The sequence below is a fragment of the Microvirga sp. 2MCAF35 genome, from assembly GCF_052115545.1.
GTDB lineage: Bacteria > Pseudomonadota > Alphaproteobacteria > Rhizobiales > Beijerinckiaceae > Microvirga.
In genome coordinates, this window is record NZ_JBFRGW010000023.1 from 26,426 (window position 1) to 53,415 (window position 26,990).

The 26,990-nt window shown below is 64.5% G+C and carries 25 protein-coding genes and 1 pseudogene; 11 read left to right on the forward strand and 15 right to left on the reverse strand.

Annotated features, from left to right (window positions below; genetic code table 11):
- Nucleotides 1-11 precede the first annotated feature (11 nt).
- The 7 genes from AB4097_RS13190 to paoC all read left to right on the forward strand — a co-directional run bounded on the left by AB4097_RS13190 (nt 12) and on the right by paoC (nt 7,342).
- Entirely contained in the window at nt 12-884 is an 873-nt protein-coding gene (locus AB4097_RS13190) for a branched-chain amino acid ABC transporter permease (protein WP_442040204.1), read from the forward strand.
- A 2-nt stretch (nt 885-886) separates the two neighbouring features.
- Nucleotides 887-1,834: a branched-chain amino acid ABC transporter permease gene (locus tag AB4097_RS13195; RefSeq protein ID WP_442040206.1), complete on the forward strand. Its 948-nt coding sequence runs from the start codon at nt 887-889 to the stop codon at nt 1,832-1,834.
- A complete protein-coding gene (locus tag AB4097_RS13200; RefSeq protein WP_442040208.1) occupies nt 1,831-2,613 on the forward strand; it encodes an ABC transporter ATP-binding protein in 783 nt (260 codons plus the stop codon). The genes AB4097_RS13195 and AB4097_RS13200 overlap by 4 nt, the downstream gene beginning before the upstream one ends.
- Nucleotides 2,606-3,310 (forward strand): ABC transporter ATP-binding protein, encoded by a 705-nt coding sequence (locus tag AB4097_RS13205; protein WP_442040210.1) that lies wholly within the window; start codon nt 2,606-2,608, stop codon nt 3,308-3,310. The genes AB4097_RS13200 and AB4097_RS13205 overlap by 8 nt, the downstream gene beginning before the upstream one ends.
- A 235-nt stretch (nt 3,311-3,545) precedes the next feature.
- Nucleotides 3,546-4,172: an aldehyde dehydrogenase iron-sulfur subunit PaoA gene (gene paoA, locus AB4097_RS13210; protein WP_442040212.1), complete on the forward strand. Its 627-nt coding sequence runs from the start codon at nt 3,546-3,548 to the stop codon at nt 4,170-4,172.
- On the forward strand, nt 4,169-5,119 hold the full coding sequence (locus tag AB4097_RS13215; protein WP_442040214.1) for an FAD binding domain-containing protein: 951 nt from the start codon (nt 4,169-4,171) through the stop codon (nt 5,117-5,119). Before paoA ends, AB4097_RS13215 begins: the two co-directional genes overlap by 4 nt.
- A 3-nt stretch (nt 5,120-5,122) precedes the next feature.
- Entirely contained in the window at nt 5,123-7,342 is a 2,220-nt protein-coding gene (gene paoC, locus AB4097_RS13220; protein WP_442040216.1) for an aldehyde oxidoreductase molybdenum-binding subunit PaoC, read from the forward strand.
- 50 nt (nt 7,343-7,392) lie between these two features.
- Here the strand turns inward: paoC and AB4097_RS13225 are convergent, their stop codons facing one another.
- The 7 genes from AB4097_RS13225 to AB4097_RS13255 form a co-directional block, all read right to left on the reverse strand.
- Nucleotides 7,393-8,634 carry an MFS transporter gene (locus tag AB4097_RS13225; protein ID WP_442040218.1) on the reverse strand — a complete coding sequence of 414 codons (1,242 nt, stop codon included), beginning with the start codon at nt 8,632-8,634 and terminating at the stop codon, nt 7,393-7,395.
- Nucleotides 8,635-8,723: 89 nt separating this feature from the next.
- Entirely contained in the window at nt 8,724-10,178 is a 1,455-nt protein-coding gene (locus AB4097_RS13230; RefSeq protein ID WP_442040220.1) for an amidohydrolase family protein, read from the reverse strand.
- 18 nt (nt 10,179-10,196) lie between these two features.
- On the reverse strand, nt 10,197-11,927 hold the full coding sequence (locus AB4097_RS13235; RefSeq protein WP_442040222.1) for a dipeptide ABC transporter ATP-binding protein: 1,731 nt from the start codon (nt 11,925-11,927) through the stop codon (nt 10,197-10,199).
- The gene (locus AB4097_RS13240) at nt 11,924-12,838 is read right to left on the reverse strand and encodes an ABC transporter permease (RefSeq protein WP_442040224.1); all 915 of its coding nucleotides are present in this window, start codon (nt 12,836-12,838) and stop codon (nt 11,924-11,926) included. Before AB4097_RS13240 ends, AB4097_RS13235 begins: the two co-directional genes overlap by 4 nt.
- Nucleotides 12,835-13,806, reverse strand: coding sequence for an ABC transporter permease (locus AB4097_RS13245; RefSeq protein WP_442040226.1), 972 nt, complete (start codon nt 13,804-13,806; stop codon nt 12,835-12,837). Before AB4097_RS13245 ends, AB4097_RS13240 begins: the two co-directional genes overlap by 4 nt.
- A 58-nt stretch (nt 13,807-13,864) precedes the next feature.
- A complete protein-coding gene (locus AB4097_RS13250) occupies nt 13,865-15,433 on the reverse strand; it encodes an ABC transporter substrate-binding protein (RefSeq protein ID WP_442040228.1) in 1,569 nt (522 codons plus the stop codon).
- Between the two features lie 208 nt (nt 15,434-15,641).
- On the reverse strand, nt 15,642-16,349 hold the full coding sequence (locus AB4097_RS13255) for a GntR family transcriptional regulator (RefSeq protein WP_442040230.1): 708 nt from the start codon (nt 16,347-16,349) through the stop codon (nt 15,642-15,644).
- A 170-nt stretch (nt 16,350-16,519) separates the two neighbouring features.
- On the opposite strand from AB4097_RS13255, the gene AB4097_RS13260 reads away from it, so the two are divergent.
- Entirely contained in the window at nt 16,520-17,710 is a 1,191-nt protein-coding gene (locus AB4097_RS13260) for an amidohydrolase family protein (RefSeq protein WP_442040298.1), read from the forward strand.
- 84 nt (nt 17,711-17,794) lie between these two features.
- On the opposite strand, the gene AB4097_RS13265 is transcribed toward AB4097_RS13260, so the two are convergent.
- From AB4097_RS13265 to AB4097_RS13280, 4 genes are all read right to left on the reverse strand, one after another.
- Entirely contained in the window at nt 17,795-18,913 is a 1,119-nt protein-coding gene (locus AB4097_RS13265; protein ID WP_442040232.1) for a HoxN/HupN/NixA family nickel/cobalt transporter, read from the reverse strand.
- A gap of 57 nt (nt 18,914-18,970) precedes the next feature.
- The gene (locus tag AB4097_RS13270) at nt 18,971-19,249 is read right to left on the reverse strand and encodes a metal/formaldehyde-sensitive transcriptional repressor (protein ID WP_442040234.1); all 279 of its coding nucleotides are present in this window, start codon (nt 19,247-19,249) and stop codon (nt 18,971-18,973) included.
- A gap of 345 nt (nt 19,250-19,594) precedes the next feature.
- The gene (locus AB4097_RS13275) at nt 19,595-20,248 is read right to left on the reverse strand and encodes a Spy/CpxP family protein refolding chaperone (RefSeq protein ID WP_442040236.1); all 654 of its coding nucleotides are present in this window, start codon (nt 20,246-20,248) and stop codon (nt 19,595-19,597) included.
- Nucleotides 20,249-20,570: 322 nt separating this feature from the next.
- Nucleotides 20,571-22,340 carry a chloride channel protein gene (locus AB4097_RS13280; RefSeq protein ID WP_442040238.1) on the reverse strand — a complete coding sequence of 590 codons (1,770 nt, stop codon included), beginning with the start codon at nt 22,338-22,340 and terminating at the stop codon, nt 20,571-20,573.
- A 200-nt stretch (nt 22,341-22,540) separates the two neighbouring features.
- Here AB4097_RS13280 and AB4097_RS13285 point away from each other — a divergent pair, with 200 nt between their 5' ends.
- From AB4097_RS13285 to AB4097_RS13295, 3 genes are read left to right on the forward strand one after another with little or no spacing between them, the layout of a single operon-like run.
- Nucleotides 22,541-22,876, forward strand: coding sequence for an ArsR/SmtB family transcription factor (locus tag AB4097_RS13285; RefSeq protein WP_442040240.1), 336 nt, complete (start codon nt 22,541-22,543; stop codon nt 22,874-22,876).
- Between the two features lie 12 nt (nt 22,877-22,888).
- On the forward strand, nt 22,889-23,314 hold the full coding sequence (locus AB4097_RS13290) for a YeeE/YedE family protein (protein WP_442040242.1): 426 nt from the start codon (nt 22,889-22,891) through the stop codon (nt 23,312-23,314).
- Between the two features lie 3 nt (nt 23,315-23,317).
- Complete coding sequence (locus tag AB4097_RS13295; RefSeq protein WP_442040244.1) at nt 23,318-23,776, forward strand: DUF6691 family protein; 459 nt, start codon at nt 23,318-23,320, stop codon at nt 23,774-23,776.
- Between the two features lie 26 nt (nt 23,777-23,802).
- Here AB4097_RS13295 and AB4097_RS13300 read toward each other — a convergent pair whose 3' ends face one another.
- The 4 genes and pseudogenes from AB4097_RS13300 to AB4097_RS13315 all read right to left on the reverse strand — a co-directional run bounded on the left by AB4097_RS13300 (nt 23,803) and on the right by AB4097_RS13315 (nt 26,947).
- Complete coding sequence (locus tag AB4097_RS13300) at nt 23,803-23,928, reverse strand: DUF2474 domain-containing protein (RefSeq protein WP_442040246.1); 126 nt, start codon at nt 23,926-23,928, stop codon at nt 23,803-23,805.
- Nucleotides 23,928-24,935, reverse strand: a pseudogene (gene cydB / locus AB4097_RS13305) (cytochrome d ubiquinol oxidase subunit II). The gene AB4097_RS13300 and the pseudogene cydB overlap by 1 nt, the downstream one beginning before the upstream one ends.
- 3 nt (nt 24,936-24,938) lie before the next feature.
- Nucleotides 24,939-26,360 carry a cytochrome ubiquinol oxidase subunit I gene (locus tag AB4097_RS13310; protein WP_442040248.1) on the reverse strand — a complete coding sequence of 474 codons (1,422 nt, stop codon included), beginning with the start codon at nt 26,358-26,360 and terminating at the stop codon, nt 24,939-24,941.
- Nucleotides 26,361-26,362: 2 nt separating this feature from the next.
- A complete protein-coding gene (locus AB4097_RS13315; protein WP_442040250.1) occupies nt 26,363-26,947 on the reverse strand; it encodes a GbsR/MarR family transcriptional regulator in 585 nt (194 codons plus the stop codon).
- Nucleotides 26,948-26,990 lie beyond the last annotated feature (43 nt).

A 26,990-nucleotide genomic window follows, 5' to 3' on the forward strand; every position in this document is an offset into this window, starting at 1 on the left:
AGGACAGCATCATGGCCGAGTTCTTCCAGTTTCTCATGTCCGGTCTGACGGTGGGCGCCGTCTATGCGCTGGTCGCACTCGGCTTCACCCTGATCTATAATGCATCGGGCGTAGTGAATTTTGCTCAGGGCGAATTCGTCATGCTCGGCGGCATGGTGACGGTGTTCGTATCGGCGGCCGGCGTCCCCCTGCCGCTGGCGGCTCTCCTTGCCATCTGCGTGGCCGTCGCAATCGGGCTCCTGCTGCACCGTTTCGCCATCGAGCCGGCCCGCGGCGCATCGGCCGTCACCCTCATCATCATCACCATCGGGGCGTCGATCCTGCTGCGCGGACTCGCGGCCATCGTCTTCGACAAGCAGTTTCATAAGCTTCCCGCCTTCACGGGCGATACCCCGGTTGATGTGATGGGCGCGGCCGTCCAGCCGCAGAGCTTTTGGGTGCTGGGCGGAACGGCGGTCGTCGTGCTCGCGCTCTATGTCTTTCTCGAACATACGATCACGGGCAAAGCCGTGCTGGCAACGGCTGCGAACCGCCTCGCGGCGCGTCTCGTCGGAATCAACACGACCACGATCATGGCGCTCGCCTTCGGTGGTTCCGCCGCCATCGGGGCCATTGCCGGCATCCTCGTGACGCCGATCACGCTGACGAGCTACGACGTCGGCACGCTGCTCGCCCTGAAAGGTTTCGCTGCCGCCATGCTGGGCGGCATGGGCAATCCGGTTGGCGCCGTCGTGGGCGGCCTCCTGCTTGGCCTGCTGGAGGCGTTCGGCGCCGGCTATATCAGCTCGATCTACAAGGATGCCTTCGCGTTCGTCGTCATTCTCATCGTCCTGTTCGCGGCTCCCCAGGGTCTGTTCGGGCGCCGGGTCCTGGAGAGGGTGTAGACATGCGGGCACTCCTGAACCAGCGCTTCATTACGCTCATCGTGCTGGCGGCGGTGATTGCCGCGCTGCCGCTCGTCTTTCCGTCGAGTTATTATTTCCGGGTGGCCTCGCTCGTCTGGGTCTCGGCGCTCGCCGCCATCGGCCTCAACATCCTGATGGGGCAGGCCGGTCAGGTCAGCCTGGGTCATGCGGCCTTCTTCGGCATCGGTGCCTATGCGGTAGCGATCGGACCGACACATCTCGGGATTCCGCCCTGGGCCGCGCTGCTCGTCGGTGCGGTTCTCTCAGGCATCCTCGCTTATCTGGTCGGGCGCCCGATCCTGCGGCTGAAAGGACACTATCTCGCCATCGCGACCCTAGGCCTCGGCGTCCTCGTGGCTCTCGTCATTACGACCGAAAGCCGCTGGACCGGCGGACCGGACGGCATGTCGGTCGAGCGACTGACGCTGTTCGGCTGGCGGGTGAGCGGCTCCTACACATGGTACTGGGTCACCGGCGGCCTCCTGCTCGTCGGAACCTGGATCGCGCTCAATCTCGACGAGACGCCGACCGGACGGGCCTTTCGCGCGCTGCATGACAGCGAGGTGGCCGCGCAGGTGGTGGGTGTCGACGTAGCGCGCTTCAAGCTGCAAGCCTTCGTGATCGCCGCAATCTATGCTTCGCTGGCAGGGTCCGCCCTTGCCTTCATGAACGGCTTCATCAATCCGGATCAGGCCGGGTTCCTGCACTCGGTCGAACTCGTCACCATCGTCGTGCTGGGCGGCCTTGGATCCGTTATTGGAAGCATCGTCGGTGCCGCGGTGCTCATCACGCTCCCGCAGGCCCTAACGATCTTCCAGGAATACGAGCATCTCCTTCTGGGTCTCATCATCATCGTGGCGATGATCTTCATGCGCAACGGGATCGTGCCGAGCCTCTCGAGCCTGCTGATCCGGAGGGCTCGCTCATGACGATCCTGCAAGCCACGGATATCGGCATCTCCTTCGGCGGCGTGACGGCCGTGGACGGCGTGAGCTTCTCGGTCAGCCCCGGGCAGATCCTGTCGATCATCGGACCCAACGGGGCCGGCAAGACGACGCTCTTCAATATCGTGTCCGGTGTCTATGTCGCCAGCCGCGGATCGATCCAGCTGGCCGGCGAGGACGTGACGGGGCTTCCTCCTCACAAGCTTGCCGCGCGTGGGCTTTCCCGCACCTTCCAGAACCTGCAGATCTTCCAGCGCATGACGGCCTGCGAGAACGTGATGGTGGGTCGCCATCTGCGGGAGAAGTGCAGCCTCTTGCCGGCCCTGTTCAGAACGCCCTCCGTCACGCGCCAGAACCGCGAAACCCGGGCGGCGGCGCTCGATCTTCTCGCTGAGGTGGGCTTGAAGGACGCTGCCGATGTTCCCGCAGGGTCCTTGCCTTACGGGGCCTGCAAGCGGCTCGAGATTGCCCGTGCTCTCGCGGCCGAACCACGCGTGCTTCTTCTCGACGAACCCGCCGCCGGCTGCAACGCCGTGGAGACGGAGGAGATCGACCACCTGATCAAGCAGGTCGCCGACCGGGGCGTCGCCGTCGTCCTTGTCGAGCACGACATGAAGCTCGTGATGAAGATCTCCGACAGGATCCTCGTGCTCGAGCGCGGACGGCCGCTCGCCGAGGGAACACCCCGGGAGGTGCGCGATGATCCAAGGGTCCTTGAGGCTTATCTGGGACGGCACGGCGCACGGGAGGCGGCCCGTGCTTGAGGTGAGAAACCTGCGCAGCGCCTATGGCCGGATCGAGGTGCTCAAGGGCATCGATCTCGATGTTCAAGCCGGCGAGATCGTCGCGCTGGTCGGCTCGAACGGCGCAGGCAAGACGACGCTGCTTCGCGCGCTCTCGGGCGTTCAGCCGATCACCGGCGGCGAGATCCGCTTCAACGGCCAACGCATCGACCGGCTGCAACCTCACAAGAGGGTGGAGCTGGGCATGACGCAATCGCCGGAAGGCCGGCAGGTCTTCGGGCCTCTGACCGTCGAGGACAACCTGCGGCTGGGAGCCTACAGGCGGCGCGACAAGGCAATCGATCAGGATCGGGACCGCATCTTCAGCATGTTCCCGGTTCTGGCCGAGAAGCGGCACCTTCTGGCGGGCGGATTGTCGGGCGGTCAGCAGCAAATGCTCGCCATCGGCCGCGCCCTCATGGGGCGCCCGAAGCTTCTGCTGCTGGACGAGCCGTCACTTGGTCTGTCGCCGCTCCTCGTCGACCAGATTCTGGATGCCATTGTGTCCCTGAAGAAAGACGGCATCACGGTGCTCCTCGTCGAGCAGAACGCCAGCGCGGCCTTGGCGATAGCGGATCGCGGCTATGTGCTGGAGACCGGAAAGGTGGCTTACAGCGGTGCCGGTTCCACGCTGCTCGCCGATCCTCAGATCAAGGCGGCCTATCTCGGCATCGCGTGAGAGTGCCGCCGTTCAGCTTGAGCAGAACAATGTTCAACCTAGGAATCCGCTCCCTCCGCTGATAGGTTCTTCCGAGCCTCATCAATCATATCCCACGATGGAATGTTGAAAGTCTCAGCACGGCTGACCGGAACCGATCGGGCGCTGGAGGCGTTCGGCGAGATGCGCGGGGCATCGTGGGTGTGGGCGAGTCATTCCCAATTTCAGCAAATCCTCGACAGATTGGAGATCGAAAATGGTGGGTTCGGACGACCTGAATCTGAACCGGCGCGATCTGATGGTCGGCGCCGGCGCGTGCGCGGCTATTCCGGCCTCCGCGAGGGCGCGACCGGAATCCGCTGAGACGCCCGTCGAATTTCGGGTCTCCCTCAGGGTGAACGGTCAGCCTCACACGCTGACCGTCGATACTCGGACAACTCTGCTCGACCTGCTTCGCGAGAACCTTCGCCTGACCGGTACCAAGAAGGGCTGCGACCACGGCCAGTGCGGCGCCTGCACGGTGATCGTAGATGGGCGGCGGATCAATTCCTGCCTGACGCTTGCCGTCATGCACGAGGGCGGTGAGGTCACCACAATCGAGGGATTGGGCCAACCCGACGATCTCCATCCGATGCAGGCAGCGTTCATCAAGCACGATGGCTATCAATGCGGTTACTGCACGTCAGGCCAGATCTGCTCGAGCGTCGCCATGCTGGAGGAGATCAAGGCCGGTATCCCGAGCCACGTCACGGCCGATCTCCTCGCACCTGTTCATCTGACCGAGACCGAGCTGCGCGAGCGCATGAGCGGCAACATCTGCCGCTGCGGTGCTTATTCCAACATCGTCGAAGCCATTACCGAAGTCGCGGAGAGGCAAGGATGAAGGCCTTCACCTACGAGCGCGTCGAATCACCGGCGCAGGCCGCCGCTGCGGTCGCGCGCCAGCCTGGCGCCAAGTTCATTGCGGGCGGGACGAACCTGCTCGACCTGATGAAGCTTCAGATCGAGACCCCTGCCCATCTCGTCGACATCAACGGTCTCGCGCTCGACCGGATCGAGCCCACGCCCGAGGGTGGTCTGCGCATTGGGGCCCTCGTGCGCAACACGGATCTCGCAGCCGACGAGCGGATCCGGCGTGATTATGGGGTCCTGTCGCGGGCGCTTCTCGCCGGCGCCTCCGGACAGCTGCGCAACCGGGCGACAACAGCGGGCAACCTGCTGCAGCGCACCCGCTGCCCCTATTTCTACGACACGGCGCATCCCTGCAACAAACGCGAACCGGGATCCGGCTGCTCGGCATTGGATGGAATCAGCAGGCAACTTGGCATCGTCGGTGTGAGCGAAGCCTGCATCGCGACCAACCCGTCCGACATGGCGGTTGCCATGCGTGCGCTCGATGCAACAATCGAGACGGTCAATGCCGACGGCGCGACGCGGGCAATTCCAATCGCCGAGTTCCATCGTCTTCCCGGCGACACACCTCATATCGAAACCGTACTCGAGCCTGGCGAACTCATCACGACTGTCACCTTGCCGCCCCCGATCGGCGGCAAGCAGATCTATCGCAAGATCCGAGACCGAGCGTCCTACGCCTTCGCGCTCGTCTCAGTCGCGGCCATCGTGCAGCAGGACGGGACCGGGCGCGTGGCCCTTGGCGGCGTCGCGCACAAGCCTTGGCGGATCGAAGCAGCGGACGCGGAACTGTCCCGCGGCGCAAAAGCCACGGCAGCCGTGCTCCTTGCCGGAGCAAAGCCGACCCCCGACAACGCCTTCAAACGTCCGCTCGTCGAGCGCACCCTCGCGGCAGTACTGACAGAGGCAAGGGCCTGAGCCATGAAGTTCGACACTCCTGCCGGTCAAAATCCCATCGATCAACTCAGGGTCGTCGGCCGCCCGACCGACCGTATCGACGGCAAGTACAAGACCACGGGTACGGCTCCTTATGCCTACGAGCGCCACGACGCGGTGCCGAACCAGGCCTACGGCTTCGTGCTCGGCTCTGCGATTGCCAAGGGTCGCATCGCGGCCATGCATCTGAGCGAAGCTCAAAGAGCCCCGGGCGTGCTGACCATCGTCACGACCCTCGACACGCCTCGGTTGGGAAGAGGTCGAATGAATGCCGCCTACCTGTTCGGCGGGCCGGTCATCCAGCACTATCATCAGGCAATCGCGGTCGTCGTGGCGGAAACCTTTGAGCAGGCCCGCGCGGCGGCGCACCTGATCCGGGTCGATTATCAGCGGGAGCCCGGCAAGTACGACCTCGCGGCCGAAGCGCCGCATGCAGAGCCGGTCTCAAGCGACAGCGACGAGGGCAGCGGGGCGCCACGCGAAGCCCGGGTCGGTGATTTCGAGGAGGCTTTCGCCACGGCGCCGGTCAAGCTCGATGAGAGTTATAAGACGGCCGACGAGAGCCACGCCATGATGGAGCCCCATGCCACGATTGCGTCATGGGACGGAGACAAGCTCACCCTCTGGACCTCGAACCAGATGATCGCCTGGGGCAAGGGCAGCATCGCCAAGATCCTCGGCATTCCGGCCGCGAATGTGCGCCTCGATGCGCCTTATGTCGGCGGCGGCTTCGGGGGAAAGCTCTTCATCCGTGCCGATGCGGTGCTGGCGGCTCTGGGAGCCAAAGCCGCAGGGAGGCCCGTCAAACTGGCGCTGACCCGACCGCTGATTGCCAACAACACCACCCATCGACCGGCGACGATCCAACGCATCCGTATCGGCGCAAACCCTGACGGCAGGATCACGGCGATCGCGCACGAGAGTACTTCGGGCAACCTCACTGACGGCAAGCCTGAGACGGCGGTCGACCAGACGAGATTGCTGTATGCGGGGGCGAACCGGCTGACGGCCCTGCGTCTTGCGCATCTCGATCTTCCAGAAGGGAATGCCATGCGCGCGCCCGGCGAGGCCCCGGGCATGCTGGCGCTTGAAGTCGCCATGGATGAGATGGCCGAGAAGCTCGGTCTCGATCCTGTCGAGTTCCGCATCATCAACGATACCCAGGTCGATCCCGAGAAGCCGGAACGCCGCTTCTCGCATCGCGATCTGGTCGGGTGCCTGCGGCAAGGCGCCGAGCGTTTCGGCTGGGATAAGCGTCCGCAAGAGCCGGGCCAGATGCGGGACGGCCGCTGGCTCGTGGGATACGGCATGGCGGTCGGGTTCCGCAACAACCTCCTGACCAAGTCGGCGGCTCGCGTTCGCCTCGATGGACGCGGCGTGGTAACGGTCGAAACCGATATGACGGATATCGGGACGGGCTCCTACACCATCCTCGCCCAGACGGCCGCCGAGATGATGGGCGTCCCACTGGAGATGGTGAATGTCCGGCTGGGCGACTCCACGTTTCCGGCATCGGCCGGGTCCGGTGGGCAATGGGGCGCCAACAATTCCACGGCCGGGGTTTATGCCGCCTGCGTGAAGCTGCGCGAGGCCGTGGCCACAAGGCTCGGCTTCAACTCCGCCGAAGCGGTGTTCCAGGATGGCGAGGTTCGCTCCGGCAACCGGAGCGTCCCTCTTTCTGACGCTGCGAGCGGAGGCGAACTCGTCGCCGAGGACCTGATCGAGTACGGGGACTTGGCCAAGAAGCAGCAGCAATCGACTTTTGCCGGCCACTTTGTCGAGGTCGGCGTCGATGCAGCGACCGCAGAGATTCGGGTCCGGCGCATGCTCGCGGTATGCGCGGCGGGACGCATCCTGAATCCCAAGTCGGCCCGGAGTCAGGTGATCGGGGCCATGACGATGGGAGTCGGCGCGGCGCTGATGGAAAAGCTCGCGGTCGACACGAAACGCGGCTTCTTCGTCAATCACGACCTCGCCGGCTACGAAGTTCCGGTCCATGCCGATATCCCACATCAGGAAGTCGTCTTCCTCGATGAGGTCGACCCGATGTCGTCGCCGATGAAAGCCAAGGGCGTGGCGGAGCTCGGTATCTGCGGCGTCGGTGCGGCGGTCGCGAATGCGGTGTATAACGCCACCGGCATTCGGGTACGCGATTATCCGCTCACGCTGGACAAGCTGATCGACAAGTTGCCGGAGGCGGTCTGAGAGGCCTCCGGTGATGCTGCGCCCGCCAACAACTCACGGGAGAGACTTGGTCAACTCTGTTTGAGATGGGGAAGAACGTAAGCGGGTGCCGCCGCCTGGAGGCCGGACCAGATGCAGCCCGCCGTGATCAGCACCACCATGATTGCCGGCCCACGGAAGGGGTCTTCGCCGCCGCGCAGCATGCTTACGGCAAACGGGCATAGGGATGCACCGAGATAGCCGATGCTCTGCGACATTCCCGACAGCATTGCCGTGATCTCTGCGGTCGGCGAGCGTAGCGAAACAAAAAGAAGCGCCAGTCCGAACAATCCCCCTTGGCCGAGGCCGAGAACGAGCGCCCACAGGACACGCGAGGTGAGCGGCGCATAGAGCAGGCCGAGAAATCCCGTGCAGGTGGCCATGAGAACCAGCAGGATCAGAAGTCGCGGCGATACCCGTCGCGTCGCGAGCGACGGCACCAGCAATGCGGTCGCGGTCTGCGACAGGATCGAAATGGAGGTGACGACGCCTGCGTCGAACACATCGAGCCCTCGATCGCGCAGCAGCGTCGGCAGCCAGCCAAGCACGATGAAGGCCAGCCCGGCCTGAAGGCCCATGAAGGCCGTGACCGACCAGGCCAGGCGGTCACGCAACAGAAGCGAGAAGCGCGGCAGGCGAGCGGTGCCGGCGGAAGACTGCTCGGCTGACGCGAAGGCGGCCCACATGATGCCGCCCGTAAAGGCGAGGGCGCTCCAGCTCGCCAGCGCCAGGGTCCAGGAGCGCCATGCTCCTTCGAGAATGGGGGTCAGCCCTGCGGCGCTCGCCCCGCCGACGCTCAGGATCATCGTGTAGAATCCGGTCATCGGGCCGAGCTGCGCGGGAAAGCGACGACGGATCACGACTGGCAGGAGCACGCCCGCCATGCCGATGGCTGCTCCCGCGACGAGAGTGCCGCCGAACAAGGCGAAACCGTTCGGGAACACGCGCAGAGCCAGTCCCGCCGCGAGGCTCAGGAGAAGAACCGCGATGGCGCGTTCGAGGCCGAGCATGGCGGACAGGAAGGGAGCCAGCGGCCCGAATGCGCCGAAGCAGAGCACCGGCATCGTGGTCAAAACGCCGATCCACGCGCGGCTGAGATCGAGGTTCGTCTGGATCTCCGTTACCATGGTCGCGGTCGAGGTGAGGGCGGGCCGCAGGTTGAGGGCGGCGACCACGACGCAGGCTATGATGAAGCCAACGGGGAGGGATCTGGTCCGCGTGCTGCCGAGTGCCGCTTGCGCCTTATGTGTCTCCCGGTCGCGTACAGTCAGCATGTTCTATCCTTCCAGCCGCATGGAAGCGGCCGGTACGGTTTGTCGTGACGGTCGGGAGCGGCGGGTTCGATCCCGCCGCCCGCAATCCATCAAGCCTCGATCTGATCGGTTGCTCTCACGTGGCGCCAGAACATCTTCGGCGTCTCGAGCATGGTCCGGAAACCCGTGCGATCGAGCATCGCGTCAGTCTCGCGCTGTGCGTCGTCGAGCACTTCATCTTCGTCGACGAACAAGGCTTTGCGATCCTGCAGGGCGATGCGGCCATCGACGATCACCGTATCCACGTCATTGCCGTTGGCGAAGTAGATGAGCCGGAAAACCGGCATGTTATGAGGATAGAGGTGCGGGCGGCGCAGATCGACGAGCACCACGTCTGCCTTCTTGCCGACCTCGAGCGACCCGATATCTTTTTCCATTCCGAGCGCCTTGGCGCCGTCGATGGTGCACATCTCCAGCACGCGGCCCGGCGGCAGCCAGGTGGGGTCCTTGAAGTAGGTCCGGTGGTAGTGCATGCATTGCTGCATGTGCCGGAACATGTCGCCGGAACGGTCGGGGGCCGTGGCGTCCGAGCCGAGGCAGACATTGGCTCCAGCCTCCAGCAATTCGGGCACCGGACACCGTCCGAGAATCGACGCGATGGCGCTCGGATTGTGGGCGATGCTGGTTCCCGTGTCGGCCACGATCCGGATTTCATCCTCGGTGAGGTCGGTCGAGTGCGAGAGCAAAGCGTTCGGCCCCAGGATCCCGAGCTCCTTGGCATAGGCGACGCTGCCCTTCGTGTGCCCATCCTGCGTGAAGACAAGGCCGGATTCGCGGGCGAGAGCCGCCGTCATGCGGGCTTGGCGCTTCGCCTCCTCGAGATTGTCCGCCCCGAGCTCCGCGAGATGCTCGGCGCGCAAGGTCGGCGTGATGAGAGCGATGTTGAGGCGCCCGCCGTGCTTGCCATGCCAAGTGTCGATGAGCGTCTTGCAGGTTTCGAACTGCTCCTCGAAGCTCACGGGGCGCTCGACGGCTTTCCCGTCGACGATGCGCGCATAGGTACGCGGATGGGGCGGGCGGGTCGGGCCGACGGCGACGACGGACCGGGTGCCCACCTCTCGCACGCCCTCACAATGAGCATCACCGTAGATGGGTTCGTCGGTGCGAAGGATCGTATCGCCACCACCCAGCAGGGAAACGCCCGTGGTTACGCCGAAACGCAAACGCTCCAGTGCTGCAAGGCGCGCCTCGGCGCGCCAGAATTCAGGTGTCGAGGCGACCGTATAGGCCTTGTGGCAGGCCTCGTACCACGCGTTGCTGTCGCCGCCGCCCATGGTTTTGATCAGACCGTGGCCAGCATGGGCGTGTCCGTCGATAAGTCCGGGCATGACGATTTTACGGCTCGCGTCGATCATCGTGGGCGCCTGATGAGCCGCCAGGACTTCCTCGGTTGTTCCGACTGCGACGATCCGGTCCTTGTCGATGGCGACGGCGCCGTTCTCGATGATCCGACGATCGGGGTCCATCGTGACGACGATGCCGTTGGTGATGATGATGTCGGCCATGAAATGAACTCCGGTCGGTCAGGCGGCTTTGGTTTCGCCGCGGATACGGTCGAGGGTCGGTACGAGCGACAGCAGCTCCTGCGTATAGGCATGCTGTGGCGCATCGAAGAGGGTCTCCGAGTCGGCCTGCTCGAGGAGCTTGCCATGACGCATGACCGCCACCCGGTCGCACATCTGGCGCACCACTGCGAGGTCGTGGCTGATCAGAAGGAGGGTCAGGCCGGTTGCGTCACGCAGATCCTTCAGCAGGTTCAGGATCTGGGCTTGGACCGAAACGTCGAGAGAGGATGTCGGCTCGTCGCAGACGATGAGCCTCGGTCTGGCACCGAGCGCCCGAGCGATGGAGAGGCGTTGTCTCTGGCCTCCGGAGAACGCATGGGGGAAGCGTTGAGCTGCCTCCGCATCGAGGCCGACAGCCTCGATCAGCCGCTCCACATCGCTCTCCGCCTTGGCACGGGTATCGGCGAGGCGATAGAAGAGGATCGGCTCGGTCAGGATCGAGCCGATGCGCATGCGGCTGTTCAGCGATGAATAGGGATCCTGAAAGATCATCTGGATCGCCTGCCGAAGCGGCCCGACCCGGCGGGTTGCACCTTCGCCGGCAATGCTCCGGCCGCGATAGAGCACGCGGCCCGAGGTGGGACGCACAAGGCCTGAGACGACATTGGCGATGGTTGTCTTGCCGCAGCCGGATTCTCCCACGAGCCCGAAGACCTCGCCGCTGCGCACCGAGAAGGAGACGTCATCGACAGCGCGGAAGCGATGGCCTTTCGAGCCGGGAAGCCAACCGCCCGTGGTGTAGTCGACACACAGGTTTTCGACGGACAGGATGGGCGCATCTTCGGAAGGCACGTCCGAGCGGTCGGCCTTCGCGCGCAGTTCGGCACGCGCCTGCTCCGCACGTCCCTTGCCCTCATCGCCCAGAACCGGGAAACGGTCGAGTCGCTGATCGATCCGAGGGACCGCTCCGATCAATGCCTTCGCATAAGCGGCTTTGGGGCGGCGCAGAACCTCTTCCGTCTTCCCCGTTTCCACGACCTTGCCTCGATGCATGATCGTGACGCGATCGGCGATCTGGGCGACGACACCCATGTTGTGGGTGACGAGCAGGATGCCGATCCCGCGACTGTCCGCCAAATCGCGCAGCAGCTTGAGGATTTGTGCCTGAACCGACACGTCGAGCGCCGTCGTCGGCTCGTCGGCCACCACGAGCTTGGGATTGCAGGACAGGGCGGCCGCAATCACGACACGCTGGCGCTGGCCCCCGGACAATTGATGGGGATAGGCCTTGAGACGTCGACGCGGCTCGGGAATTCCGACGGCTTCGAGCAGTTCCAGCGCACGGGCTCGGGCGGCCGTCTTGCCGAGCCTGAGGTGAAAGCGCATCGCTTCCGTAAGCTGGCTCTCGATGGTGAAGAGCGGGTTCAGGCTCGTCATCGGATCCTGAAACACCGCACCGACATCGCGACCGAGAACGATGCCCTCCGCCGAGCCTCTGACGGCATCGAACCGCTTGCCATCGATATGGATGTTGCCGGCCGCGATGCGACCAGGCTTCTCGAGAAGCCCCATCACGGTGTTGCCGATGGTCGTCTTGCCGGCGCCGGATTCGCCCACGAGGGCATGGATCTCGCCTGGGTGGATCACGAGAGAGGCGTTTTCGACGGCGGTGAAGACGCTCCCGTTGGCGAGGGGATATTCGACGCGTAGATCATCGATGGCGAGAACGGGTGTGGATTGCACGGTCATCGTTTCACCCTCAGCTTGGGATTGAAGCGATCACGAAGCCAGTCGCCGACGATGTTGACGGAAAGGACGAGGATCACGAGGGCAAGCGCCGGGAAGAGGGCGATCCACCATATGCCCGAGAACACGAACTCGTTGCCGATGCGGATGAGCGTGCCGAGCGAGGGGTAGGTGGGAGGCATGCCGACCCCGAGGAAGGACAGGGTCGCCTCGGTGAGCACGGCGGCTGCAAGATTGATCGTGGAGATGACCAGGACCGGGCTCATCACGTTCGGCAGGATGTGCCGCAGCATGATCCGTCGCGGTGGCAGGCCGATCACCTTGGCGGCGCGGACATAATCCTTCGCCGTCTCGACCATGGTGGCGGCCCGCACAGTCCGGGCATATTGCACCCATTCATGGATGGCGATGGCGCAGATCAGGATGAGGGGCGCCCATTGGGCCGTTGCCGCTCCGGGGAAAAGCGCCCGTGCGATGCCGCTGACCAGAAGCGCGAGCAGGATCGTGGGGAAACTGAGGATCACGTCGGCGACCCGCATGATCAGGGCATCGACCCTGCCGCCGAAATAGCCGGCGAGAAGACCCAGCGTGACGCCGAGGGTTGCTGCGAGCAGGACCGCGCCGCCGCCGATGGCGATGGACACGCGTGCACCGTAGAGCATGGCGGAAAGCAGGTCGCGGCCCTGATTGTCCGTTCCGAGAAGAAAGTTCGGATCGCCATCGGCTGTGAAAGCGGGTGGCAACTCGGCATTGATCAGTTCGAACGAGGCAAGGTCGGTTGGATCGTAGGGCGCGATCCACGAGGCGAGCAATGCGCAAGCGACGAGGACCAGGGCGAGGATGGCGGCGATGATCACCGATACCGGAGCGCCCAGTCGGACGAACAGGCCAGGAGTGGAGGCGAGAGTTTTCATGTGGACCTCGCGCGCAGGCGGGGATCGACCACCGCGTAGAGAATATCGACGACGGTATTGATGAGGACGAAGAGCAGGCCGACGAAGAGCAGGTAGGCGGCCATGACGGGAATATCGACGAAGCTCACGGCCTGGATGAAGAGGAGGCCCATGCCCGGCCATTGGAAGACGGTTTCCGTCACGATGGCGAAGGCGATGAGCGAGCCGATCTGAAGGCCCGTGACCGTGATGACGGGCATCAGGGCGTTTCGCAGAGCGAGCCGGAAGTGGATGTATCGCGCCGGCAATCCGCGGGCTTTCGCAAACCGGATGTAGTCGCTGGACAGAACGTCGATCATCTCCGCCCGAACCAGACGCATGATGAGGGTGAGCTGGTAGAGGGCGAGCGTGATGCCGGGAAGGAGCAGGGACTTCAGGCCGCTGATCGTCAGGAATCCTGTCGACCACCATCCAAGATCCACGACCTGGCCGCGCCCGAATGAGGGCAGCCAGCCGAGAGACACGGCGAAGACCAGAATGAGCACGATTCCGGTCACGAAGGTGGGGGTCGATATGCCGACAAGCGAGAGCGCCTGAACCAGTCGCGCGGCGATGCCGTGAGGCTTGAGCGCGCAAAGCACGCCGAGCGGAATGCCCAGCGCCAGCGACAGGATCGTTGCGACGATCACGAGTTCCAGCGTGGCGGGAAGCCGTTCGGCGATGAGCTCCGTGACCGGGCGCTGGTTGCGGTAGCTGATGCCCAGGTCGCCCGTCAGGGTGCGGCTCAGGAAGCGGCCGTATTGAACGACCAGCGGCTGGTCGAGGCCGAGCGAGCGCCGGAGGTCGGCCTTCTCCTCCACGGAGGCATTCTCACGCGACATGGTCGCAACGGGATCGCCGACATAGCGGAACATCACGAACGACACCGCCGATACGACGAGCATCACGAGGGCGGCTTGGCCCAGTCGGGAGATGAGGACGTTGAACATGGGTGTTTCCTCGACGGCCCGCCCAGATCAGGCGAGCCGCCCGTCTCCTGCTGCGGGTTTACTTGACGGTCGCGAACCACAGGCGGACGTACTCGTCCGGAAACTGCGGAACGTCGACGCCGTCGCGGACGGCCCAGGCCACAGGCTGCTGGTGGAGCGGGATATAGGCGACGGTGTCCCGTGCGACCTTGAGCGCTTCCGCCAGCATGGCGCGGCGCTTGGTCTCGTCGAGCTCGACGGCAGCCTTGCGGGTCAATTCCTCGATCTTCGGATTGCTGTAGGTGCCCGCGTTAGAGCCGCCGTAACCGTCCTTCTGCTCGGTGAGCAGGGAGGAGAGAACGCTGAAGCCGTCCATGGGCGGGAGGGTTGCCCAGCCCACCATGGACACATCGAATTCGCCGCGATCCTGGCGCGGGAAGTAGGTCGCGCGGGATTCGGTCTGGAGGTCCGCCTGGATACCGACCTTCGCCCACATGGAAGCGATGGCCACGCAGGTCTGCTCGTCGTTGATGTAGCGGTCGTTCGGGCAATTCAGCTTGGTCTTGAAGCCGTTCGGATAACCGGCCTCCGTCAAGAGCTGCTTGGCCTTGTTCGGATCGAAAGCCAGCGGCGCATCGTTCTCCTTCGCGTAGCCCGGAACGGGCGGTGCGACGAGCGTGCCGGTATTGCGAGACTTGTCGCGCATCACGCGCTTCTTGATCGTCTCCATGTCGATGGCATGCCACATGGCCTGGCGCACCTTGACGTCGAGCAGAGGGTTCTTCTGGCCGGGCATCGCCTTCAGCTCGGGGCGAAGATTGAGCGACAGCATGATCAGGCGCAGGGACGGCTCCTCGATGACCTTAAAGCCTTGAGAGGAGGAAATCCGCTGGAGGTCCTGGAGAGGCGCGGGCGCGATCAGATCCAGCTCGCCCGACAGCAGGGCGGCGACGCGGGTCGCGTCCGACTTCACCGGCTTGAATTCGATACGGGTGAGATTGTGCTGGGGCTTGTCCCACCAGTCCGGGTTCACCACGAAGGTCGTCCCCGCATCCGGCTTGTACGATTCCACCTTGAAGGGGCCGGTGCCGATGGCAGTGGTCGAAGCTGCGGTCGTGACGCCGGTCGCGATGTTGCCCGGTTTCAGGGCTCCGTTGGCCTCCATCCATTCCTTGTCGAGGATGTAGATCCCGGCGAGGTCGTTGAGGAGAAGCGGGTAGGGCCCTTGCGTGACGATGTCGACCGTGAAGTCGTCGACCTTCTCCGCTCTGACCACGGTCGCGAGGTTGCCGCGAGCCCGGGCGCCGGGATCGAGGATGCGGGTGATGGAGGCGACCACATCGTCAGCGGTGAACGGATTGCCATTGTGGAATTTCACGTTTCGGCGCAGCTCGAAACGCCAGGTATCGGGCTTCACCGTCTTCCAGCTCACGGCCAGTGCAGGCTCGAGCTCCAGATTTCGACCGCGGCGTACCAGAGGGTCGAAGACGTGGTGCAGCATGCTCGTGGTGAAGCTCTCCGTATGCGCATAGGGATCGAGCGTCGTGATGTCCGTGGGCGAGGCCCACCTCAGGGTCTTGGCCTCTGCCGGCATGCCCATCAGGGCGCCGACGGCGACGGCCAGGCCGGTCGCAAGTCTGACTTTCATGTTTGACCTCCACAGATCCTCTGGAATGGATTCTTTATTGGATACAATGGAGAAAAAAATTGCATACAAAAAATAGGCCGTCAATTCCGCGACTGACTGAATTTTCGTCATTCAGGTGCGAGAAATTACGCAGCCGCAGGCAGGACCGTCCGCTTCCGAAGGTCGCTCCGGGATTGATGGATCGGTTGGAGCGCGTCAGATCCTGCTGTCAGGAAGCGTAGCGGTCGAGGATGGACCGGATGTCCCGCTGCTTGTCGGAGTTGGAGGACAGGAGCGCCCGATCCGTCACCGCCTTGAGATGGTGGTCCATGGCGTCGATGGCGGCTTGGCTGTTCCGGGACTGGAGAGCATCGATGATCTGCTGATGCTCATGGACTGAGCAATCCGAGGAGTGTGGCCGGCTGTAGAGCGCCAGGATCAACGAGCAGCGCGAAACCATCTCGTCGACATACCGTGCAAGGACCTTGTTGCCGGAGAGGGAAGCCAGCAGAATATGGAATTCTCCCGCCAGACGAATGGCGGCTGGTCCATCGTGCGCGTTGGCTTTTGCCTCCAGATTCACATGGCGCTGAAGGCGTTCGATGTCGTCGCCAGTGATCTTTTCAGCAAGACGGACAAGGACTTGGCGTTCAAGGCACATGCGCGTCTCGAAAACGTCCTGCGCTTCCGACAGGCTCGGCTGCGCGATGGTGGCGCCCTTGTTCGGCTGCATGTCGACGAGGCCCTCGGCATGGAGACGCGCGAGAACGGTCCGGACGATCGTCCGGCTGACGCCGAACCGCTCGCCGATGACATCCTCGGTCAGCTTGTCCCCGGGCATCAGCGCCTGCTCGATGATTGCACGGCGAAGTCCGGCGTAAACGGAATCGCCTCGGGTGCCGGCGGCTGATTTGGGATTTCTGACGGGGGTGTTCATTGGGTTATGCAAGGGAACTCAGGGGACGAACTATGTTCCACAAAACTGATCGCTCAGGAAGGGCGGATTTTTGCTGGCGTTCTGTATGCATGATTGTATACAAATATCATGGAATGGCAATGCTTCCCGACTGTGTTGCCCTGGATGAGTCCTGAGAAGCGAGGATGCTGATGCATAGCCTGGTGATCCGCAATGTACGCCCGATGGGAGGAGAGACGACCTCGGTGACGATCCGCGACGGACGGATCGCAGGCTATGGCGAGGATGTTCCGGAGGGCGCGGAGACCCTGGATGGCGGCGGGGCCATCCTGATCCCCGGGCTCGTCGAGGCCCATACGCATATGGACAAGACGCTCCTCGGCATGGGCTGGTATCGCAACGAGGTCGGGCCGCGCCTCACCGACAAGATCGACAACGAGCGGATGCAGCGGCGCGTTCTGGGCATCGATCCCGCCCGTCAGTCCGCCCGGCAGGCCGTGCTCGCAGCCTCCCTCGGCACGACGCATATCCGGACCCACGTGGACGTGGATACGGAGGTCGGCGTGGCGGGCATCGAGGGCGTTCTCGAAACCCGCGAACGCTATCGGGACCTTGTCGACATCGAACTCGTCGCGTTCCCGCAGAGCGGCATGCTCGTCCGGCCCGGCACCGTCGAACTCATGGAAAAGGCGCTTCAGCTTGGCGCCCAGGTTGTCGGCGGGCTCGACCCTAGCGGGATCGATCGCGACCCGAAGGGGAATCTCGATGTGGTCTTCGGCCTCGCTGAACGCTATGCCGTTCCGGTCGATATTCATCTCCATGAACCGGCGGAGCTGGGTGCGTTCTCCATGGAGCTCATCATCGAGCGCACGAAGGCCCTGGGCCTGCAGGGCAAGGTCACGATCAGCCATGCGTTCTGCCTCGGCATGACCGATCAGGATTATGTGGCAGCACTGATCGATGCGCTGGCTCAAGCGCAGATCCACATCCTGACGACGGCGCCTGCCTCGAGGCCGGCGCCTGCCGTCAAGCGGCTGATGGAGGCGGGCATCGTTGTCGCAGCCGGCTCCGATGGGGTGCGCGACACCTGGGGGCCTTACAACAATCCGGACATGCTGGAGCGGGCTGTCCTCGTCGGGTTGCGCAACAACCTGCGTCGCGACGATGAGGTCGCGCTGGCTCTCGACACCTGCACCTACGGCGGCGCGCGAATGATGGGTCTTGACGGTTATGGGCTGGAGCCCGGCTGCAGGGCGGATCTGGTTCTGCTTGACGGCGAAACCTTAGCCGAGGCCGTCGTCAGCCGTCGCCCGCGCAAGATGGTGATGAAGGCCGGGAAGGTGATCGCTCGCGACGGCGCTGCGTTGATCGCTGCGTCTTGATCTGTCTTGCCCGGCCATCAGCCCATTCATCAGGCCTTGCTGGAGCCCTGAGGATTCCGATCGCAGCTAGCCGTCTGTCATTGCTTAGGACAACGCAGTGGCAGGGGCGGCAAGATCAATGAAGCCCTGCACCAGCATGATCGCGCCGAGGATCCCCACGAGACCGGCCGAGGCCAGCGGCAGGCGCCGGAGCAGGCGATCCGACAGGTTGATGCGCTTCGACGCGTGCCGCACACCCCAGGCGGCGGCGACGCCGATGGACACCATGGTGATCGCAAGCCCCAGGCTGAAAGCCGCGACCGTCGCGGCTCCTAGCGTGAACTGGCCGAGCTGAAGGCAGATCAGCAGCACGGTGATCGAAGCCGGGCAGGGGATCAGACCGCCCGTGATGCCGAAGAGCGCGATCTGACCCGTGGTGACGTTGCCGCCGTTGGCTGCGAGCTGGCGTGCGATCTGCTCGGCGTGCTCACTCTCATGCGCGTCCTCGTCATTCTCGGCATGGTGATGATGCCCATGCTCGTGTTCGGCGAAGGTGACCGTGTAGAAATGGGCATGGTTGCCGTGCGACAGCCGCACACGGACCGTGAATGCATGAGGCTCAGGGATTTCTCCAGCGGATTCGAGATGGCCGTCCCGCTCGACGAAGGTGAAGCGCTCGCCCGAGCCGTCACCACGATCGGTCTCGACCAGCACATCTTCGGCGCTCCACGCGCTTCCGCTCACGGTACGCAAGCGCCAGCGCGGCGGCACGCCGTCCTCGAGGATCGACAGCTCCACGATACCGTGTCCGGTGTCGATGGTCCTGACCTCGTCATGGTGATGATCATAGTGATGGCCATGACGATGTTGCCGGAACCAACCTATGCTCCGGCCCGTGCGCCAGACCATCCAGGCGGCGATGCCGATGATGATGATGCCCGACGCGATCAGCAGCCAAGCCTCGAAGTGCGAGTTCAGAATGTCACGTCCGAGCGACAGGCCGAGCATGGCCATGACCCAGACCACGAGCGAGTGGGAGAGGGCGGCGCAGACGCCGAGAAGGACGGCCTGTCCGATGGTGCCGCGGATCGCCACGATGTAGGCGGCCATCATGGTCTTGGAGTGGCCGGGCTCCAGCCCGTGCAGGGCGCCGAGCAGGACGGCAAACGGCAGGTACAGCCAGCCATTGCCGCCGGACTGAAGAAGTTGAGCAATATCGGGCATCGGTGTTCCAGCAATGTCTTGCGGCTGCAATCGTCCTCCCAGCCGCCAGGGATCGGATCACTTCAGATAGGTGCGGACCACGTCGATGAGTTCGGCCGCGCCCTTGGCGCGCTCCGGATCCCGCTCATGCGCCGGGTCGACTACGTGGTTGCGGATGTGGTCCTCCATCAGCTCGACGGTCAGGCCGTTCACGGCCCCGCGCACGGAGGCGACCAGCATCAGCACGTCGGCGCAGCCGAGTTCGGCCTCGAGTGCCCGCTCGACGGCCTCGACCTGGCCCTTGATCCGGCGGACCCGAGCGAGAAGCTTCGTCTTTTCCTTGACCGTGTGGGACATGCGGCCCCTGTATGATGACGACACAGATCATATAGGGGGGTACCCTATTCGCGTCGAGTGTCATAGAGGTCGCAGGGTTCGTAGCAGGCCTACTTGTTCACGAATCCGGACGAGCCCGCAGGGAGGCTTCGGAGCAGGCGTATGCCCTCGTAGCGCGCTAACATCTTTTATCGCCATGATCGAGGATGCCGTCTTCGCCTGGTCTCGCTGCGTGATTCTCCACCCGACCGTCGCGATGCTGGCGCGGCGTCGTGAGTGCTCTAAATCCCTTCTGGGATCGCATCGTCAGGCGGAGGAGCCAACAGCCGAGCACCTCATTGCATCGAATCCGGACGGACCAGAACGTCAGCGATTGTCCTGAGTGTCGCCGCCGCTGTCGTCGTCATCGTCGGATCCGCCGGGCATCATGGCGCTGCCGGGACCCATCATTCCCTGCCCCATCATCCCTGGTCCCATCATGGGCCTGCCTCCCATGTGCACGAGCACTTGCAGCCGGCGCTTCTGGCCCTCGTCGAGCGTAGCGTAGAGCGGCGATGCGGCATCCGCGAGCTTGCGCATCGCGTCCCCGCCCTGACTCATCCGGTCAGCCATCGCGCGGACCCATCCGACCGGGTCGCTTGCCATCGTTTCCCGCGCCTGGCTCATGGCCTGCATATGGCCGGCGTGAAGAGTGGCAAGGTTCCGGATCGCGGTTTCGACGGGAGGCCAAAGCTTCTCCTGGTCGGCCGAAAACTTCAGGCCGGCGTGGATCGCGGCAATGTGGGCATCGATGAAGGCGCTCATGTCCTCGGGCGAGAACCGGCCCATCATACCATAGGGCATCATCCGCCGGCTCTGCATCATGCCCCGGCCCATCATCTGGTCCATCGGCATCCGAGTCATGGACGATTGCTCTCCGGACTGGGTAGAAGGCGTCTGATGTGGCGCAGGAGCCGTGGCCTGGGCCAGAGCAGGTCCGGCGATGCCGATCAGGGCGGCGGCGAGAAGGGATGTCTTCATGGCGGTTTCTCCTTATGAGTCCGGTCCATTGGACTGGAGGAGCAGCGCGCCGGATCGAATGGCAGAGTGGCGCGAGTACCTCGTGAAATTTTATGTAATCTCCGAGACGCGTCCTTGACCTTGCTCAACCTGCTCCGTCTGACGGCTTCGAAGAGGTGCGCAATCGATCCTGTTCTGGATGACGCGGGGCGACCTTATCGCCTTCGCTTCACGACACCGTTCCCGCCATCAGCCTGTGGCGGGTCTCGAGGGATTGTTCGTCCTTCTCCCTGGCGGCCCTGATAGCGACCGCACTCTCCGTGGCGATGTGCCATGGTTCAGGTTATTTCCAGCTTCCAACTCCGAGATCTTCCCGGCGCTGGGTGTCGAGAAGTGAGGATGCCAGCGCAAACGCATCCCGGGCGCGGATGCAGCCGACGATCTTGTTGCGGTCCTCGAACCCGACCACGGCCAGCGTGGCCCGATCGTCGCTGCGGAAAATGTCGAGCACCTCCGCCAGGGATGCGGCGGGCGTCACGATCGGACCGGACTCGTAAACCAGCTCCGCGGCCACCACCGGCAGATCGACGCTCTCGGCCTCGATCGTCTCGACGAGGCGCGGATCGATCAGGCCGAGGAAGGTTCCGTCCACCGCATAGACGGCCGTGCCTCGCGCGCCTGCCGTCGACAATGCCCGGTGGACCTCCTCCAGGCTGGCATTGGCCATCACCGCCCGCTTCGGCGGCTTGATGATCTCTCCGATCGCGGCGGCTTCCAGGCGCGAGATATCGTGACCGCCCTCGATGGCGAGCCCGCGTTGCTGGAAGCGCCAGGTTGCGAACGAGTAGCCGAACAGGCGGTCCGTGAGGAACGATGCGGTCAGCGCCCCAATCGCCACCACGATGGTGGCATCGAAATCCCCGGTGGTCTCGAGAACGAGGAAGATCATCGCGAGCGGGCTGCCAATCACGCTCGCGCCGACCGAGGCCATGCCGATCACCGCGCACAGGGCCGGGCTCCAGGCCGGAGCGCCCGGGATGAGGGTCAATACCCAGGCCAGCACCTGCCCCAGCAGGGCGCCGATCATGAGCGAGGCGCCGAACAGGCCGCCGCGGAAACCGGCTCCGAGGCTGGCGGCGGAGGCCAGTCCTTTCGCGGCGAGCAGGCCAAGGGCATGGCGGCCGGCGATGTCGCCGGACACGGCATGCTCGATGGCCGCATGCCCGCTTCCCAGAACGGCCGGGAAGCGGGTCGCCAACGCCGTGAGGAGAAGGGCGGCCGACAACCGGCGCAGGATCTCGTCCTTCAGGTAGCGCTTGAGGAGGCGCTCGATCGCCGAGACCAACAACATGACCACGATGCCGGCGAACGCCGCGATGACCCCGATCAGGACGGCCAGCGGGTAGTCGGACCAGGATGTGCCGGGACCGGTCTCGAGGCTGAAGGGCCGCACCTGTCCCAGGAGCAGCCAGATAGTGATCACGGCCGCGATGGCGCCGAGCCCGATCGGCGCCAGGGTCCGGCGGGAGAAGGTCCCCAGCAGCAGCTCATAGGCGTAGAGCATGCCGGCGATCGGCGCCCGATAGGCGGCCGCGATGGCGGCTGCGGCGCCGACCGCCACCAGCAGGCGCAGGTCGGAGCGCGGCCGGTTCAGCCGCCGTCCCAGCCGGCTGGCGAGCACGGCCCCGAGCTGGGTGACGGCAGCCTCGATGCCGACCGAGGCTCCGAAGCAGACCGAGGCGAGGATGGGGATCACGACCCCTGTGGCGTCGTACCAGCCCATCCTGCCCCCGTTGAGGGCGTTCGCCTCGACCGCGTCGATGGGCTCCTTGGTCTTCCAGCGCGCGATCAGATGCGACAGCAGAGTGACGAGGAACGCGCTGCAGGCCAAGGCCAGGGCGATCCTCAGGAAGGAGGCATGGTCCGGAAGGGCGACTCGCCGCTCGGCGGCAAAGCCGAGCATGGCGCGCTGCGCGAAGACAACGAATTGCTGCACGATCGCCACCATCAGCCCGGTCAGGATGCCGATCACGATGGCGAGCCCGACCAGACGGAACGAGCCTGTCGGCTTGCGGATATTCGGGAGCGCTGGAAGGCGAGGGCGAAGCAGCATCGTGCGGTTCGGGTGAGGAGCGGCCTGTCCGCGGAGTGCGTGCGGTTTGGGCGTGCCGGTCGCCGCCGTCAACCTATTATCGGCCAGGAGAGCGATCTTGACGGCATATCTCCTCCTGCCACGGATGGACGTTCAGATAAGCCTTGCATATTTATAAGTAAGTTCTAAATTAGGATAATCTCATCGAAACAGGTATGAGGATGCCCAGGTTGGAACTCGATCTCGAGACGTTTGAACGGAAGGCGACCGAAGTCGCGGACATTCTGCGGGCGCTCGCCAACGAACGCCGGCTGATGATCCTGTGCAAGCTGGTGGGATGGGGCGAGGCGAATGTCAGCTCGCTTGTCGAGGCGGTCGGGCTGTCGCAATCGGCCCTGTCGCAGCATCTGGCCAAGATGCGGGACGAGGGCATCGTCGCGACCCGGCGCGAGAGCCAGACGATCTGGTACCGCATCGCCGACCCTCGCATCGAGCAGCTCTTCGGCGTTCTCTACGAGCTATATTGCAAGCAGGCCAAGATGGGCAAACCGGCCTGATCGGAGGCAGTCATGGACACCTTCACACCCTGGTCGGCGCTGATCGGCGGCCTTTTGATCGGAACGTCGGCGGCCCTGTTCCTGGTGCTGAACGGGCGTGTCGCGGGCATTAGCGGCATCCTGGGCGGCCTGATCCCGCCCGAGCGCGGTCATGTCGGCTGGCGCCTCGCCTTCCTGGTCGGGATGTTCGTCTCGGCTCCCGTCTACGTCATGGCCGGCGGCACGCTGCCGCCTGTCGAGCTCCATGCATCCCTGCCTCTGCTGATCGTGGCGGGATTGATCGTCGGGTTCGGCACGCGTCTGGGGGCGGGCTGCACCAGTGGCCACGGCGTCTGCGGCATCGGTCGCGGCTCGTCGCGCTCCATCGTGGCGACGCTCGTTTTCATGGCCACTGCCGTCACCACGGTCTTCCTCGCCCGTCACGTCATCGGGATGTAAGCCATGCCCCTGATCCTGTCCGCCTTCGCGTCCGGCCTGCTGTTCGGCCTCGGACTGATCGTTTCGCAGATGGTCAACCCAGCCAAGGTGCTCGGCTTCCTCGACATCTTCGGCCGCTGGGACCCGAGCCTTGCTCTGGTCATGGGCGGTGCCATTGCGGTGTCGGCGCTGGGCACCCTTGTCGCGAGGCGACGCGGCGTGCCCGTGCTGGCGCCGCACCTCGAGATCCCGACCCGGCGCGATCTCGAGGTGCGGCTGATTGGCGGAGCGGCCCTGTTCGGAATCGGCTGGGGCCTCGTCGGCTTCTGCCCGGGCCCGGCCCTGGTCGGGCTGACCTTCGGTCCGTGGCAGGTCTTCGTCTTCGTCGCCGCCATGATCGTCGGCATGGCGATCTTCCGCCTCGCGCCCGCCGATTGGCCGCAGGCTTCCTTTCGCCGCGAAGTCTCGCAGGTGGATGGCTGAACCTATGATGGCTGGATTTCCACCGATTAACCCGTCAGCCATAACCTGAGGATCAGGCTGATGGCCCCGGTCGTGCCGACACCTGCGGCCCAGAGGCCGGCGAACCACAGCCATTGTCTGAGAGCGGAGCCCCGTTCGATGTCGTTGCCCATCAGTGATATCCCTCGTGCCCCGTCTTGCCGCGGAACACCCAATAGGCGTACCCGGTATAGGCGAGGATGATCGGGATCAGCACGCTCGCGCCGACCAGCATGAACTGAAGGCTGGCATGGGGCGCAGCGGCTTCGTGGATGGTGACGGCGTTCGGCACCACGTGGGGAAACATGCTGATGCCCAGGCCGACGAGGCAGAGGGCGAATAGCCCCAGCGTCAGCAGGAACGGCCAGTACTCCCAGCGGCGCACCAGGCTTACCAGCAGTGCCCCGGAGCAGAGGCCGACGAGCAGCGGCATCTGGGCGGTGAACAGGACCTGCGGCCAGGCGAACCAGCGCTCGTAATAGGCGCCGCTCAGGAACGGCGTCGCGGCGCTCACGATCCCGATGCAGACGATCAGGCCGATGGCGAGCTTGCCAGCCAGGCGGAAGCTGTGGTCCTGGACGGCGCCTTCGGTCTTCATGACGAGCCAGGTCGCGCCGAGCAGCGCATAGCCGATCACGAGGCTGAATCCGACCAGCAGGCTGAACGGCGTCAGCCAATCCCACTAGCCGCCGGCATAGGAGCGGCCCTCGACCGCAATGCCCTGGAGGAGCGCGCCGAGCGTGATGCCCTGGGCCAGCGTGGCCGCCGCCGAGCCCGTCGTGAAGGCGAAGTCCCAGCAGCGGCGGTGGCCGGGGTCGCGCCAGCGGAACTCGAAGGCGACGCCACGGAAGATCAGCGCCAGCACCATGGCGATGATCGGCGCATAGAGGGCGGGCAGGATGATCGCATAAGCCAGCGGAAAGGCCGCCATCAGGCCACCACCGCCGAGCACGAGCCAGGTCTCGTTGCCGTCCCAGACCGGCGCGACCGAGTTCATGGCGCTGTCGCGTTCCGGTCCCGGGCTGAAGAACGGAAACAGGATGCCGATGCCGAGATCGAACCCGTCCATCACCACGTAGGCGAAGACCGCGAACGCGATGATGAAGGCCCAGAGGGTGGGGAGATCGAGAAGGGCCGCCATGGGTTACGCCTTCGCGCCGAGGGTACGGGCCGGGCTGACGGCCGGAGCCGGCGTGATGCCGGCGGTGCGGATCGGATCGCGCCCCGCCTCGGGCCCGGTCTCGCCCGGATGCGGTGGCTTGCCCATGAGCTTGAGGATATATCCGGTGCCTGCCCCGAACACGATGAAGTACACGACGATGAAGGTCAGCAGCGAGGCAGCCACGGCCGGGGCTTCGAGCGGCGAGGCCGAGACGGCCGTCCTGAGCAGGCCGTAGACGGTGAAGGGCTGGCGGCCGACCTCGGTCGTGACCCAGCCGGCGATGACGGCGACGAAGCCGGAAGGCCCCATCGCCAGCGCCAGCCGGTGCAGCAGACGCCAGTCGTAGAGCCTTCCGCGCCAGCGGGCGAAAAGGCTGAGCGCCGCGAGGCCGAGCATCGCGAAGCCGAGGCCCACCATGATGCGGAACGACCAGAACACCACCGGCACGTAGGGCCAGTCGGCGCGGTCGATGGTGTCGAGCCCGTTCAGGGGCGCGTTCAGGTCATGCTTGAGGATGAGCGAGGACGCTTTCGGGATCTCGATGGCATGGCGCACCGTGCCGGCTTCCTGATCGGGAAGGCCGAACAGGATCAGGGGCGCGCCCTCGGGGTGACTCTGGAAGTGCCCTTCCATGGCCATGACCTTGGCGGGCTGGTGCTCGAGGGTGTTGAGGCCGTGCATGTCCCCGGCCAGGATCTGGAGCGGTGCCACGACGGCCACCATGCCCATGGCCATGGAGAACATCACCCGGGCGCCCTTGTTGGTGCGCTCGCGCAGCAGATGCCAGGCGCCGACCCCGCCGACCACCAGGGTGGTGGTGAGGTACGCGGCGAAGACTGTATGGACGAGGCGATAGGGGAAGGACGGATTGAAGATGATCGCCCACCAATCCTCCGGCACGAATTGGCCGGCCTCGTTGATGGCGTAGCCGACGGGCGTCTGCATCCACGAGTTGGCGGACAGGATCCAGAAGGCCGAGATGAAGGTGCCGACCGCAACCGCGAGCGTGGCGGCGAAGTGCAGCTTGTGGCCCACGCGTCCCATGCCAAACAGCATGATGCCGAGGAAGCCTGCCTCCAGAAAGAACGCGGTCATGACCTCATAGGCCATCAGCGGACCTATGACCGGTCCGGCCTTGTCGGAGAACACGGCCCAGTTGGTGCCGAACTGGTAAGACATGACGATGCCGGAGACCACGCCCATGGCGAAGGCGAGGGCGAAGATCTTGAGCCAGTACTTGAACAGGTTGAGATAGACCTCGCGCCCGGTCCAGAGCCACAGCCCCTCCAGCACGGCGAGATAGCTCGCAAGCCCGATGGAGAACGAGGGAAAGATGAAGTGGAAGGAAACGGTGAACGCGAATTGGAACCGCGCCAGGAGCAGCGCGTCGAACTGATCGAACATTTCTACTTTTCCTTGGGGTCTTCGCGGCGACTCTTCCTCGATCCGGGCACGACGAAGAGACGGTCCTTCATCTCCAGGATTTTCTGCACCTTCGAGCCGAGCGTCAGGAGCTGGACGAGGCGCTCGGTATCGAGCCGCTGCACATCGGCGTACCAGCCGGTCAGAAGTTCGAAGAGGTCGTGCATCTCGCGCATGCGCTCCTGCGCATGGCGTTCCTCGGCGCTCGCGGGCTCCTGCATGAGCACCTCGCGCAGGAGGGTCATGGTCGGGTCGATCTCGCGCTTCTTGCGTTCCTCCACCAGGGTGCGCACGATCTGCCAGATGTCGTCGGGCGTGGCGAAGTAGTCGCGCCGGTCGCCGGGCTTGTGCTGGAGCCGCACCAGGTTCCAGGCCTGCAATTCCTTCAGCCCCATGCTGACGTTGGAGCGGGAGACGCCAAGCCGCTCGACGATGTCCTCGGCGTTCAGAGGCTCCTTGGAGAGGTACAACAGGGCGTAGATCTGCCCGACCGTGCGGTTGATGCCCCAGCGGGAGCCCATTTCGCCGAAATGGAGCACAAAGGTCTGGACGAGGGGAGGGAGGTTCACGACGTGTCCTGAAATTTCAGAATTTTCTGAAATATCGGACGTA